The following is a 13,260-nucleotide window of genomic DNA, read 5'->3' as shown; positions in this document are numbered from 1 at the left end:
CCTTCCGGCCCGGCGCATCCTGGCAACAACGTTGCGCGGTCTTTTCTGGTCACGACGCCGATCTACCAAGGCCGATAGCGCCTGCAACCTGGAATTGGACCGAACATGAACTATGCCAAATTCCCTCTCGACAAGAGGGTGCCGTTGCCCGGTGCCGATCAGGAAAAGGGCGAAGACTTCATCGATGTCGAGCGTCTRCTCGGCATGGCCGCCCGACAGGCCAAGGTCGTAGCGGCCTGCGCCGTCATCGGCCTGTTCCTGGGCGTGATCTATCTGCAGACCACGCCCAAGCAATATATGTCCGTGGCGAGCGTCCTGGTCGACGAGGGCCTGAACAAGGTCGTCGACGACATCTCGGCCGCGTCACAAACCGTTCAGACCGACGCTTCCTTTCTCAGCCAGGTCGAGATTCTCACCTCCGCACGCCTGGCGTCGGTGGTGGTYGACAAGCTGAAGCTCGATCAGAACGACGCGTTCATGAACCCGCCCCAATCGGCGCTGGCCAAGGGCATCGGCTTCCTGCGCGGCGTGGTCGGATATTTCCGCGGCAGCTCGGCGGGCGACATCCCCGGCATTGAGAATGTCGACGAGGCGACGCGCCAGGCCATGATCAAAACGGCGACGCACGATTATGCCGTGTTGAAGCTGCAGAGCGAGGTGCTGGCGCAGCGCAACGGCCGCAGCTACGTGATTTCCATCGGCTACCAGGCGCCCGACCCTGCTTTGGCCACGGCCATTACCAAGGCCTATGCCGATGCCTATCTGGCTGACCAGCTCAACGCCAGCTTCGATGCCACCGAGCGCGCCGCCTTGTGGCTGCAGGGCCGGCTCACCGAGCTGCGCGAAAGCTCGCAGCGGGCTGCGATGGCAGTCGAGAAGTTCAGGGCCGAACATGGGCTCTCCGCCAACAGCGACGGCCAGTTGCTGAGCGACAAACAGCTCGCCGATCTCAATGCGCAGCTCATTGTCGCCCAGGCCGATACCGCCAGAGCCAGCGCTCGCTACCAGCAATACAAGGCGATCGTCGACAGCGGCTCCGAAAGCGCCTTCAACGATTCGGCCATCGGCGCCGACCAGCCGAGCAGCTCGGTCATCATCGGGCTCAAGACCCGCTATCTGGCCATCGCCAAGCGCCTGCAGGACGTCGAGACCAACTTTGGCAAGGACCATCCGCAGGCGGTCGCGCTGGCCAAGGAAAAGGCCGACGTCTTGGCGCAGATTTTCGGCCAGCTGAAGCAGCTTACCGAAAGCTACCGCAACGACTTCCAAGTGGCGCAGGCGCGCGAGCAGGCGCTGCGCGACAAGATCTCCACGGCCGCCGGCAAGAGCTCGATCGACAACCAGTCGCAGGTGAAGCTGAAGGAGCTCGATCAGCAGGCCCAGGCGCTGACCACGCTCTACCAGACCTTCCTCAGCCGTTACGAGGAAGCCTCGCAGCAGCAGTCCTTCCCGGTCGGCAAGGTCCGCATCATATCCGACGCGACGATGCCGCTCGCGGCCTCCAGCCCCCGCACCTTGCGCGTGCTGGCGCTGTCGCTGGTGCTCGGCCTGATGCTCGGCGCCGGCTTCGGCGGCCTCAACGAGTTCAACGAGCGGTTCTTCAGGACGGGCGAGGACATCCGTGACCGTGTGGGTCTGAAGTTCCTCGGCTATCTGCCGACGATCGGCGGCGGCAAGGCCAAGGATTCCAAGGCCGACGACCTGCCGGCCGACGGCAAGGTGGCAAGCCTTTCCGCGGCGGAGAAACGGGCGCGCATGCGTGTCAGCATCGATGCCCCGGCTTCGATGTTCGCCGAGACGCTGCGCAACGCCAAGATCGCCTTCGACGTCGTGATGGAAGACCGCGGCAGCCGGGTGATCGGCGTCATTTCGGTGCTGCCCGGCGAGGGCAAGTCGACGGTGGCCGCGAATCTCGCCGGCCTRCTCGCCGCCAATGGCGCCAGGACCCTGCTCATCGACGGCGACCTGCGCAATCCGGGCTTGAGCCGCAGCCTCGGCATGGAGGCCGAGCAGGGCCTGATGGAAGCGGTGGTCAACGGCCAGACCTGGCAGTCGGTCGGCAAGGTCGATCGCCAGACCAAGCTGGCGATCATTCCCGCCGTGCTGCGCGGCCAGTTCTCGCACACCAGCGAGCTTCTGGGCTCGGCCGGCATGYGGCGCTTCATCGAGAACGCCAAGGAGACGTTCGAATACATCATCGTCGACCTGCCGCCGCTCGGCCCCGTCGTCGACRCCAAGGCCTTCGCGCCGCTGGTCGACGGCTTCGTTCTGGTCACCGAGTGGGGCCGCACGCCGCGCAACATGGTTCGCTCGATGCTGGAATCCGAGCCTTACATCGCCAACAAGGTGATCGGCGCGGTGCTCAACAAGGTCGATTTGAAGAAGCTGGCCAAATACGGCGCGCTCGGTGGTTCGGAAAGGTTCTTCGACCGCTATTCGACCTACTATCTGGAAAAATCCGAACAGCGCCCCAAGCAGGCAGCCTGAGGCGGGTTTCCGTTCGGAAAGACAGAGTTGGCGGTTCAGCCTAAAAGAGTGAACCGCCCTAATCGTTTGAGGACAGCAGCCGGCCGTATTTACCGACGATCCTGAGCGCGGTCAGCCGTCCGGTTTGAAAGGCGCCGGTGTCGATGTCGAGCCGGCGCCCGTCGAGCGTCGGAGCGTCGACGATCGTATGCCCATGCACCACCCAGCGGTCGAGGCGATGCGCCGCCTGGAAGAACTCCTCGCGGATGTTGAGCAGGTCGCCCTCGTCCTGCGCCTCGAGCGCGATGCCGGGCCGGATGCCGGCATGCACGAAGACGAATTGGTCTGAGCAGACCATCGCCGGCAGCGTGCGCAGGAAGTCGACATGGCTGGCGGGAATGGCCTCGCGTATGCGCGCATCCGCCTGTTCGCTCGAACCGTAGAGGCTTATCAGCCGGTCAGGATCGACGCCGTAGGAGAACAGGGTCTCGCGGCCGCCATAGCCAAGCCAGGTTTCACGCGAGAGATGACCGTCCAGATAGAGGAGCAGCGCGACCTCATGGTTCCCCACGAGGCAGATGCGCTGGAAGCCCTTTGGCGGCGGCGCCATCAGATGGTCGATCACGCGCCGCGAATGCGGCCCGCGGTCGATATAGTCGCCCAGCATGATGATGATCTTGCGGCCGCGGAAGCGCTGCGCGTCGAGCTGGATCTTTCCTTCCAATGCGCGCAATTCGTCAAGGCAGCCATGCACGTCGCCGATCGCGTAGACGACCGTGTCGCGTATGTCCATGACGAGGCGCTCGCGCGGCGCGGGTCGAGGGCGTTTCGATCGTTGGAACAGGCTCACGGATTGAGGCTCGGATACTTGCACTGATTTGCGCCTCGATATCATGCCGAATGCGAACAATTCCACACCGGCGGTCCAGACAGCCAGACGAGCGGTTCCCCGTTTCCACGAGACGGTGAACCGCTCTCGGYGGCCGTCGACGGATGACGGAACAGGGTGGGACCGAGCGACGGCAGAGTGCGCGGATCGCCGCCGGGCTTTACCGGTCGGTTGACGGCGACGGTAGCAAGGCGTCGCGGTATGTCGACGCCGCCGAATGTCGTCTCTTGTTGAGCCATGCCGTGCTTTCGGTATGGCCCCCCAAACGAACTTTAAGGTCCACTGCTGCGCTGCACAACAAGCGATTGCAGGGCAGGACAAACTGGTGAATTCTTCGTTAACGCGGCCGTCTGCGGGCTGCTACACGCCGATGCCGCGTCCCTTCAGCGCCGCCGTGATCTCGTCGAGGATCACGGGGTCGTCGATGGTCGCCGGCATCGTCCATTCCTCCCTGTCGGCGATCTTCTGCATCGTGCCGCGCAGGATCTTGCCCGAGCGGGTCTTGGGCAGCCGCTTGATCGTCACCACGGTCTTGAAGGCGGCGACCGGGCCGATTCGCTCGCGCACCAGCCCCACCACCTCGCTTTCGATCGCGCCGGTATCGCGCGACACGCCGGCATTGAGCACGACGAAACCGAGCGGCACCTGGCCCTTCATGGCATCGGCGATGCCGATGACCGCGCATTCGGCGACATCCGGATGCGCCGCCAGCACCTCTTCCATCGCGCCGGTCGAGAGACGGTGGCCGGCGACGTTGATGATGTCGTCGGTGCGGGCCATCACATAGAGATAGCCGTCCTCGTCCATCATGCCGGCATCGGCCGTCTTGTAGTAGCCGGGGAACTCCTCAAGATAGGCTTGGCGGAAGCGGGCATCGGCATTCCACAGCGTCGGTAGGCAGCCGGCGGGCAGCGGCAGCTTGACCACGACATTGCCGAGCGTGCCGGGCGAGACTTCATGGCCGGCATCGTCGAGGATGCGGATGTCGTAGCCTGGCATCGGCACACCGGGCGAGCCGTATTTCACCGGCAGCAGTCCCAGCCCCGCCGGATTGATCGTCATCGGCGAGCCGGTCTCGGTCTGCCACCAATGGTCGACGACCGGCCGGTCGAGCTTCTGYTCCGCCCATTTGATCGTTTCGGGATCGGCGCGCTCGCCGGCGAGGAACAAGGTGCGGAACTTCGACAGGTCGTATTTCGGCACGAACTCGCCCTTGGGATCCTGCCCCTTGATGGCGCGGAAGGYGGTCGGCGCGGTGAACAGCGCCACAACGCCGTGCTCGGAGATCACCCGCCAATAGGTGCCGGCGTCCGGCGTGCCGATCGGCTTGCCTTCGAAGAGCACGCTGGTGCAGCCATGCAGAAGCGGTCCGTAGRCGATGTAGGAATGGYCGACCACCCAGCCGACGTCGGAGGCAGCCCAGAACACTTCGCCGGGCTTGACGCCGAACTCGTTGTCCATGGTCCACTTCAGCGCGACCATGTGGCCGCCATTGTCGCGCACGATGCCCTTCGGCTGGCCGGTCGTGCCKGAGGTGTAGATGATGTAGAGCGGATCGGTGGCCAGCACCGGCACGCAATCGACATTGGCGCCGGCCGCCCGTTCGCGGGCAACTGCATCCGCATAGTCGAAGTCGTAATTGTCCTTCATCTCGCAGCGCAGCTGCTCGCGCTGCAGGATCAGGCAGGCGTCGGGCTTGTGCTTCGACATCTCGATCGCCTTGTCGAGCAGCGGCTTGTAGGCGACGACGCGTCCCGGCTCCAGCCCGCAGGAGGCGGAGATGATCAGCTTCGGMTTGGCATCGTCGATGCGGGTGGCGAGCTCATGCGAGGCGAAGCCGCCGAACACCACCGAATGCACGGCGCCCAGCCTGGCCGAGGCGAGCATGGCGATGGCCGCTTCAGCCACCATCGGCATGTAGATGATGACGCGGTCGCCCTTGCCGATGCCGCGATGCCTCAGCACCGAGGCTAGCGCGACCACCTCGCGCTTCAATTCGGCATAGGTGAATTTCCGGATCGTTCCGGTGATCGCGCTGTCATGGATCAGCGCCAGCTGGTCGGCGCGGCCGCCCGCGACATGGCGGTCGATGGCGTTATGGCAGGTGTTGCAGGTGGCGCCGATGAACCAGCGGCCATAGACGCCTTGCGTCGGGTCGAAGACCTTGTCGGCTGGCTTATACCAGTCGATCGCTTTCGCCGCTTCGGCCCAGAACCCTACGGGGTCGCGTTTCCAGCCCTCATAGACTTCGTGATAGCGTGAGGCCATCCGCCTTCCTCCCAAGAAACGTTCTGCCGCCTGCCATAGACTAAGCCGCGCGTCGCGGCCATGTCTTCCTGCATTTTGGTCGACAACGCCGGCAAACGTCTCTGTTCGGCGCCTCTGGCGGAGGCGTCGCTGTCACTCCGTGATCTAAGCCGGCTTAAAGCGGCAGCGCCRCCARCATCAGCCCGACGCCGYCGGCGATCAGGATGGCCGCCGCAAGCGCTTTCCGATGGCGCTCGAACGCCGTCGGAGCCCGTTCCCAATTGTAACGCATACAAGATCACTCCCCAAAGCCCAGCGGATTCATAGCTTACCCAACGGCAGGAACGCAAGACCTCGCTAATATTCGTCCCGCGACGGGCAAGACTGCGGGGCCGATCATCCCCTTAGCTATCCATGCCAATGGACAGCCTCGCGGCGCCGCGCTAATTGCTCTTTCAGCGAAGGGAGCGGGCGGATGGCTGAAATCGGCTCTGAAACGGTGCTTCGGATGGCGGACGATGCGTCCGTCCAGCATGTCGGCGATGGCGCCGTCGTGCTTTTGGCGCGCAGTGGCCAGCTTTATACCTGCAACGACACGACCGAGGCTTTTCTCGACAAGGTCAACGGCGCGCGCAACCTTAACCAGATCGTCGACCTGCTGTCGGACGAATTCGAGATCGACAAGGCAACGCTCGACCAGGACATGGCCGAACTGGCCGCCGAGCTGGTGGCTGAAGGCATCCTCGCCGACCCGGGCGCATGATGGCCGACGGACCGGTCCTGCGCGCGCTGTTCCGCGTCCATTTGTGGCTCAGCGCCCGGCTGATGCCGGTGCTGGTCGGCCGGCGCGATTTCGAAGGCGTGTTGAGACTGGCGCCTCTGCAGTCGCCCGCGCCCTATCGTGACTTGCCCTGGACCTACATCGTCCATCGCGTCAAGCGAACGGTGCGGYGCCCCTGGTTGATGCGCGACCGCAGGTGCCTTCGGGAAGGTCTRCTCGGTTTTCGCTTCCTGCGCATGGCCGGCTTCGACCCGGAGCTGCGTTTCGGGGTCGACGCCAGGTCGATGCACGAGCCTCGCCTGTCGGCGCATTGCTGGGTCTGCCTCGACGGCAAGCCGGTGGTCAGCGACAGCCAGCCCGGCATGGTGGAGATCTACCGCCACCCCGCCAGGATGAAGGCGCCAGCCGCTTGAGCGACCAGACTTTCCGCTACGACCTCAACGGCCAGGTCATAGGCATCACCGCCGCGCGTGCCGATCTGTGGCCGAGCTTCGACCTGATGCTCGGCGCCCTGCGTGTAAACGAGCCTGTCCCGCCCGGTTTTCGCGTCGACATCGTCGAAACGCCTGAGTTGCAGGAGAACCCCGAAGGAAAGCTGGCTTTCGACGGCGACGTGCCGCTGGACGGCCATTGCCGCATGATCGACGCAGGCAGCGTCTTCCATCTCGTCTTCCCGGGCCAACAGACGCTGTCGATCCGCGACGGCGAGGGCCGGGCCGAAATCCGCCTTCATCCAGACAGCAAGATCAAGTGGACCTTGCTGATGATGGTGCTGGACGCGGCGCTCGACGCCGACGGCCAGCATATGCTGCACACGGCGGGTCTCACCTTGCCTGGAAAGGACGGCTTGGTTCTCGTCCATGCGCCAAGCGGCACGGGCAAGTCGACGACGTCGCTGGCGCTTGCATCGCGGGGTTTCGGCCTTTGCTCGGACGACGTGATGATCCTCAACGCAAGAGCTGAGGGCATCACGGCCTGGGGCATGCTGCGCCGGGTGAAGGTCCACCGCAACACGGCGGCGATGCTGCCCTTCGTCGCGCCTTGCCTCGGCGAGAAGTGGGACGCCGAGGGCGAGCAGTCCGTTTCGCTGGACTGCCTCGGCGAAATCATTCGGGTCGAGGATGTGCGCGCCAAGCCCGTCGCCGCGCTCCTGCATCTCGCGCGCTCGGCCGACGCCGAGACCCGGCTGCTGCCGATGGCCAGGACAGACGCCATGGTGGCTCTGGCCACCGACAATGTGCGGACCGGCATGACCGGCCTGCTGTCGCTGCAGAAAAGGCGCATGGCGATGATCGCGGCGCTGGTGAAGGCGGTGCCGACCTTCACGCTGGAGGTTGGGGCAAGGCCGGCCGAGGCGGCGGCGCTGATCCGCGCTGCGGTGGATATTTAGCCGGAAGTGAGCTTCCATCAGGCGGGATAAGGTCGCGGCCGCGCCAGCCTCTGCACCCAGCGGAAGGCATCGCGGCTGAGGCGCGAGCGCAGCTTCTCGCGGGAATTGACGCGAAGCAGCATGTTGCCGGTGATCAGCCATTTCGCCAGCCGTATCGACAGATCCGGCTTGATACGGTCCGCGAGCTCGATCGCGCGCGGCGCGCCGAACAGGCGCCCGGTGACGTTGAGGACCGTCGCCAGCTCCAGCTCGATCCCGGTCATGCGGGCGGCCTCGAGCAGACGCGCTTCGTCTTCCGGCGATTTCAACGCCCGCACGCCTTGCAGCACGTCGACGCAGAGCTGCAGCCTATGGAACTTGTGGCCGCCTGCGGCATGGACGATGGCGATGGTGAGCAGCGCCGCCGGCGTGTCGGTCTCGCCCTTGTCGATCGCCCGCAGCTCGCGAAAGCCGAGCGACAGACGCCTGCGCATGCCGGTGTCGTGCACCAGGTTGCCGTGCAGTTCGATCAGCAGGCTGGAATTCTCTTTCTCCAGCCATTTGAATTCCTGCAGCGCGTGCGAGAGGGCCTCGCCGCTGCCGAGCACGAAGCCGCATTCGGCGATCGTCCGGTTGGCCGCCTCGATGCCGGCGGGGTCGACGAGGATGTCGATGTCGGTGAAGGGACGGTCGGCAAGCTGGCGATAGAGCCTGCGCGCGAACACCGGCCCCTTGACGATCCGGGCCGGAACGCCTTTTGCCGCCAGCGCCTTCATGACGCGGTCGCCGTGATATTGCAGCAGYATCGACTGCCCGGTCGCCGTCGTCATCTGGTCGCGCAGCTCGGCAAGCTTTTGCCGCAGGCCCGCGTCATTCGGCAGATCGGCGTCGCCGCGTTCCCGGAGCTTGCGCAGCACGATCGGCAGCACGCCGTGGAACTCGGCATTGGCCAGCAGCGCCAACAGGTCGCTTGCGGAAACGTCGTTGCCCCAATCGGCGGGCGCCTCGGGGTCCGCAAGCTTGATCAGCAGTTTTTCCTGGGCAGGCGAAAGCTCGGGCAGCATCGTTCAGGCAGCAGCAAGGTTTCGCGTATGCTTGCCAGAAAAGCACCGGGGAAGCCAGYGACGCCTACATCCCCCAGCGCAGCGCCGCGGTGTGCACGGGAGCGTCCCACAATGCCGTCATGTCGTCGTCGAGCAGGGTGAGCGTGATCGAGCATCCTGCCATGTCGAGCGAGGTCACGTAGGAACCGACGAGCGAGCGGATCACTGTCACGCCGTGTTTCTCGAACATTTTGCGGGCGCTGTTGTACATCAGATAGAGCTCCATAGACGGCGTGCCGCCGAAGCCGTTGACGAAGAGCAGCGCCGGCCCTTCGGTCCGGCCGCCGAAATCGCCGGCGATCGCCGCGCAGACCTCTTCGGCGATGGCGTCGGCGCTCTTCAGCGCGTCGCGCCGCCGGCCGGGCTCGCCGTGGATGCCGACGCCGAACTCCATCTCGCCGTCGCCGATCTCGAAGGTCGGTTTGCCGGCCGCTGGCACCGTGCCGCTGGTCAGCGCCACGCCCATCGAGCGTGTCGCGGCGTTGACGCGCTCGCCCAGCGCCTTGAGTTCGCGCAGCGCCATGCCCTGCTCGGCCGCAGCGCCGACGATCTTTTCCACCACCAGCGTGCCGGCGACGCCGCGCCGTCCGGTCGTGTAGGACGAGTTCTCGACCGCGACGTCGTCATTGGTCACCACCTGCAGCACGCCGTCCGCCATCTCGGCCGCCATATCGAAATTCATCACATCGCCTTCGTAGTTCTTGACGATGAACAGGCAGYCGGCGCCGGTGCCGACGGCCTCAACGGCGGCCAGCATCTGGTCGGGCGTCGGCGAGGTGAAGACCTGGCCCGGACAGGCCGCGTCCAGCATGCCGTGGCCGACCAGCCCGCCATGCAGGGGCTCGTGGCCCGAGCCGCCGCCCGAGATCAGCGCCACCTTGCCGGGCTTCAGCTCCCTGCGGCGGATGAATTTTCGGTCCTCTCCAAGCACGAGGATGTCGGCATGAGCCGCCGCAAAACCATCGAGGCTTTCGGCCAATATCGTGTCCACCGAATTGATGAATTTCTTCATGGCTGTCCTCCCATGCTTCCGCTAGCCGCTGCCCTTGCCGGCGATGCTGGTTATTTTCTGGATGAATTCGTTGATCGCCCGATCGAGCGCGGCGTTCTGTTTGTCGTCGCCGAAATCCGGCACGATCAGCGAGACATGGCGTGTCTTGCGCTGGCCCGAAGCCGCGGGCGCCTTGCCGGGATGCGCCTGGTGATAGGCGGCCATGAACTGGTCGCGCTCGGCCTGGCTGAAATGGCAGACCGAGAAGATGGAAGGCAGGTGCTTCGACGGGATTGGGATCGAATAGGCCGGGCTCGATATCTGCGTGACGAAGCTGCGGTGCTTGCCGAGCGCATCGGCCAGTCGTTGACGCATGCCTGACGGGCGTTGGTCGATGACCTGCGAAAGGATGGTCTTATAGGCGCGGATCGCGTCTTCCGAGCCGGTTTCGGCTATCCTGGCGGCCTTGGCCATACGCTTACACCGAAACGTCCGCGATGGCCGCCTTGGCCATGGCGAGTTGCGCGGGGGCGACCGACAGGTCACGCAGGCCCGCTTCGAGYAGCGCCGGGATGGTTGTCGGATCRCCGCCCGCGTCGCCGCATAGGCTGACTGGAATATCTYGCTCCCGTCCGAAGGCCGTGATCGCAGCGATCAGCCGCAGCATARCCGGATGGCGCACGGAATTGAGATGCGCCACGGCCGCATTGTCGCGCGCGGCCGCCATCACATATTGCGTCAGGTCGTTGGAGCCGATCGAGAAGAAGGCGACGTCGGCGAAGGTTTCCGGCGCCAGCGCGACGGACGGCACCTCGACCATGATGCCGAGCGGCGGAAGCTTGTGCGCGACGCCCCGCGCGGTCAGCGCGGCCTGCTCTCCGGCGAATAGCGCGGCGGCTTGGCTGTACTCGTCATGTGTGGCGATCATCGGGAACATCACCTTCAGATTGCCGTGGATGGCGGCGCGCAGCAATGCCCGTATCTGCACGCGGAAGATATCGCGCCGCTTGAGCGAGAGCCTTATACCGCGCAGACCGAGGAATGGGTTGGTCTCCTCGACGGTGAAACCCGGCACCGGCTTGTCGCCRCCGGCATCGACGGTGCGGATGGTCACCGGCTTGTCGCCCGCCCATTCCAGYACCTTGCGATAGGCACGGTACTGCGTCTCCTCATCCGGCAATGCCTTGCCGAACAGGAATTCGGTTCGCATCAGCCCGACGCCGTCGCAGGTGGCGACATCGATGCCGTCGACGTCGGAGGGGTAGGCGATGTTGACCTGGACGCGCACCGCGGTGCCGGTCTTGGTGACCGCCGGCTCGGTCAGGAATGTCCGCGCCGCGCCCTGGCGGTCGGCGAAGGAGGCGGCGGATTGCCGGAAAGTTTCGACCTCGGCCGGCGATGGCGAAAAAATGATCCCGCCGCGTTCAGCATCGAGCAGCGCGACACCGGTGAGCGTTTCAGCATCGTCGCCGAGACCGACAACCATCGGCACGCCGCGCGAGCGCGCCAGCATCGCGACATGGCTGGCGGTGCTGCCGCGCTTGAGCGCGATGCCGCCGCCCTCGCTCCAATCGGCCTCCAGGAAGCGCGTCGGTGCGATGTCCTCGCCATAGAGGATCGCGCCGGGGGGCGCCGCGGCTTCGCCGGCTTCGCTCAGCGCCCGCAGCACCTGGTCACGGATATCGCGCAAGTCGGCGGCGCGGGCGCGGAAATAGTCCTGGTCCGAGGCTTCATAGCCGGCGATCTCGCTGTCGAGCGCCGCGCGCCAGGCGGCGTCCGCCGGCTGCCCGGAGCCGATCGCCGCCAGGGCCGGACCGCTCAATGCGTCGTCCTCCAGCATGGCGATGTGGAATTCGAGGATGCCGGCGGCGTCGCCGTCGGTGGTTTCGATCAGCGCCGTGAGCCGGCCGACGGCCTTGCCGATTGCGCTCACCAGTGCGGCTTGTTCTTCCTCGGCGCTCAACTTCGCCTTGTAGCTGGCTGGAGGCTGATCGAGATCGAACAGCGGGCCTTCGGCGTAGCCGGGAGAGGCGGGGATACCCTCAATCCGCATGGCCCGCGTTCCTTGCCGGCCTGGCGACAGTCGGATCGGCCTCAAGCGGACCGGGCATGATCCGCGTCCTCGTCGAAGTCACGCTGCACCAGGTCGACCAGCGCCTTCACCGCCTGGGCCGCGCCGTCACCCTTGGCGCGGATATGCAGCATGGTCCCTTTCGGCGCCTTTGCCGCCATTACCTTCACGATGCTCTTGGCGTCGAACCAGGGGCCGTTGGCGGCCACCGCCACCTCCACCTCGGCCGCGAACGACTTGGCAAGCTTGGTGAACTTCACCGAAGGGCGCGCATGCAGCCCCACCGCGTGGGTGATCAGGACCGTTGCTTCGGCGGATGCGGACATTCAGGCGGTTCCCGTTCGTTCACGACGGCGACAATTCATGCGCCGTCGCCACCACTTCCTTGAGCGAGGCGCCGCCGGAGGATTCGGTTGCCGCCATCACCGCGCCCTCGACGATCGGCGCGTTGCAGACGATTATTCTGTGGGAGCGCGGCTCGCCGATCATCTCGACCGCCATCTCCGAGTTGGTCTCGGCGCCGCCGAGATCGACCAGGATAGCGACGCCCGCTTCCGACCAGGCCTTGTCGATCGCACCCATGATCGCCTCGACGCTGGTGCCGAGCCCGCCATGGCCGTTTCCGCCGCACCATGCAAGCGGCACTTCGTCGCCCACCATCTGGCGCACCATGTCGGCCGTGCCCTCGGCAACCAGCGGYGAATGCGACACGATGACGATACCGACATTGCTCATCAATTGCCCTCTATCGCTTCCGCGACTGCGCGCACCAGAAGCGCGGTCGAGCGCGCTCCGGCGTCCATATGCCCGATCGAGCGCTCTCCCAGGAAGGAGGCGCGCCCGCGCAGGGCCTTCATCGGCACCGTGGCCTCGGCGGCCCTGTCGGCCGCGTCGGAGATCTCGGCGGCCGTCTTGCCTTGCGCCAATGCCTCATACACCGGCTGCAGCACGTCGAGCATGGTTTTTTGCCCCGGCTGCGATTTGCCGCGCGCCGCGACCGCTTCGATCGCCTTGCCTAAAGCCGTCGTCAGGCCGTTTCGATCGGGCGCTGCCGGCAAGTCCTTGCCGAGCGCCATGAACAACGTGCCGAACAGGGGTCCGGAGGCGCCGCCGACGGTCATCACCAGCTTGGTGCCGACCGCCTTAAGCGCTTCGGGCAGCGGTTTCGCCGCAAAAACATCTGCCTCGGCGCGCACGGCCTCGAAGCCGCGCTTCATGTTCAGCCCGTGATCGCCGTCGCCGATCGCCTGGTCGAGGGCCGTCAGTTCCTCGGCATGCGCCGCGATCGTATCGGCCGCCGTCGCGATCAATCTGGAGAAATCGGCCGGGGCCATCATTGGTCC

General features: G+C 65.5%; 13 protein-coding genes. 4 read left to right on the top strand and 9 right to left on the bottom strand.

Annotated features, from left to right (window positions below; translation table 11 throughout):
- Positions 1 to 105 precede the first annotated feature (105 nt).
- Positions 106 to 2,487, top strand: coding sequence for a polysaccharide biosynthesis tyrosine autokinase (locus LCM4576_RS32730; RefSeq protein ID WP_071036426.1), 2,382 nt, complete (start codon positions 106 to 108; stop codon positions 2,485 to 2,487).
- A gap of 58 nt (positions 2,488 to 2,545) precedes the next feature.
- Here the strand turns inward: LCM4576_RS32730 and LCM4576_RS32725 are convergent, their stop codons facing one another.
- Positions 2,546 to 3,259, bottom strand: a complete 714-nt coding sequence (locus LCM4576_RS32725) for a metallophosphoesterase (protein WP_064745047.1) — start codon at positions 3,257 to 3,259, stop codon at positions 2,546 to 2,548.
- Between the two features lie 456 nt (positions 3,260 to 3,715).
- Complete coding sequence (locus LCM4576_RS32720) at positions 3,716 to 5,623, bottom strand: propionyl-CoA synthetase (protein ID WP_071036425.1); 1,908 nt, start codon at positions 5,621 to 5,623, stop codon at positions 3,716 to 3,718.
- A 454-nt stretch (positions 5,624 to 6,077) separates the two neighbouring features.
- Between LCM4576_RS32720 and LCM4576_RS32715 the strand changes: the two genes are divergently transcribed.
- Genes LCM4576_RS32715 through LCM4576_RS32705 form a run of 3 tightly spaced genes read left to right on the top strand, consistent with a single transcriptional unit; the run spans position 6,078 to position 7,773 of the window.
- Complete coding sequence (locus tag LCM4576_RS32715) at positions 6,078 to 6,365, top strand: PqqD family protein (RefSeq protein WP_071036424.1); 288 nt, start codon at positions 6,078 to 6,080, stop codon at positions 6,363 to 6,365.
- Entirely contained in the window at positions 6,365 to 6,796 is a 432-nt protein-coding gene (locus LCM4576_RS32710) for a lasso peptide biosynthesis B2 protein (RefSeq protein WP_071036774.1), read from the top strand. Before LCM4576_RS32715 ends, LCM4576_RS32710 begins: the two co-directional genes overlap by 1 nt.
- Positions 6,793 to 7,773, top strand: coding sequence for a serine kinase (locus tag LCM4576_RS32705; protein WP_071036423.1), 981 nt, complete (start codon positions 6,793 to 6,795; stop codon positions 7,771 to 7,773). Before LCM4576_RS32710 ends, LCM4576_RS32705 begins: the two co-directional genes overlap by 4 nt.
- 17 nt (positions 7,774 to 7,790) lie before the next feature.
- Here LCM4576_RS32705 and LCM4576_RS32700 read toward each other — a convergent pair whose 3' ends face one another.
- From LCM4576_RS32700 to dhaL, 7 genes are all read right to left on the bottom strand, one after another.
- The gene (locus LCM4576_RS32700) at positions 7,791 to 8,816 is read right to left on the bottom strand and encodes a nucleotidyltransferase family protein (protein WP_071036422.1); all 1,026 of its coding nucleotides are present in this window, start codon (positions 8,814 to 8,816) and stop codon (positions 7,791 to 7,793) included.
- A 64-nt stretch (positions 8,817 to 8,880) separates the two neighbouring features.
- Positions 8,881 to 9,867 (bottom strand): dihydroxyacetone kinase subunit DhaK, encoded by a 987-nt coding sequence (gene dhaK / locus LCM4576_RS32695; RefSeq protein ID WP_071036421.1) that lies wholly within the window; start codon positions 9,865 to 9,867, stop codon positions 8,881 to 8,883.
- 21 nt (positions 9,868 to 9,888) lie between these two features.
- Positions 9,889 to 10,320, bottom strand: a complete 432-nt coding sequence (locus tag LCM4576_RS32690) for a hypothetical protein (RefSeq protein WP_041001233.1) — start codon at positions 10,318 to 10,320, stop codon at positions 9,889 to 9,891.
- Positions 10,321 to 10,324: 4 nt separating this feature from the next.
- Positions 10,325 to 11,899, bottom strand: a complete 1,575-nt coding sequence (ptsP, locus tag LCM4576_RS32685) for a phosphoenolpyruvate--protein phosphotransferase (RefSeq protein ID WP_071036420.1) — start codon at positions 11,897 to 11,899, stop codon at positions 10,325 to 10,327.
- A gap of 41 nt (positions 11,900 to 11,940) precedes the next feature.
- Positions 11,941 to 12,243 carry an HPr family phosphocarrier protein gene (locus LCM4576_RS32680; RefSeq protein WP_040988690.1) on the bottom strand — a complete coding sequence of 101 codons (303 nt, stop codon included), beginning with the start codon at positions 12,241 to 12,243 and terminating at the stop codon, positions 11,941 to 11,943.
- Between the two features lie 19 nt (positions 12,244 to 12,262).
- Positions 12,263 to 12,652, bottom strand: coding sequence for a dihydroxyacetone kinase phosphoryl donor subunit DhaM (dhaM, locus tag LCM4576_RS32675; protein WP_027166091.1), 390 nt, complete (start codon positions 12,650 to 12,652; stop codon positions 12,263 to 12,265).
- Positions 12,652 to 13,251: a dihydroxyacetone kinase subunit DhaL gene (dhaL, locus tag LCM4576_RS32670; RefSeq protein ID WP_041001363.1), complete on the bottom strand. Its 600-nt coding sequence runs from the start codon at positions 13,249 to 13,251 to the stop codon at positions 12,652 to 12,654. Before dhaL ends, dhaM begins: the two co-directional genes overlap by 1 nt.
- Between the last annotated feature and the right edge of the window lie 9 nt (positions 13,252 to 13,260).

The organism is Mesorhizobium sp. LCM 4576 (genome assembly GCF_001854815.1).
GTDB lineage: Bacteria > Pseudomonadota > Alphaproteobacteria > Rhizobiales > Rhizobiaceae > Mesorhizobium > Mesorhizobium plurifarium.
This window is presented reverse-complemented; position numbering and strand designations above follow the sequence as displayed.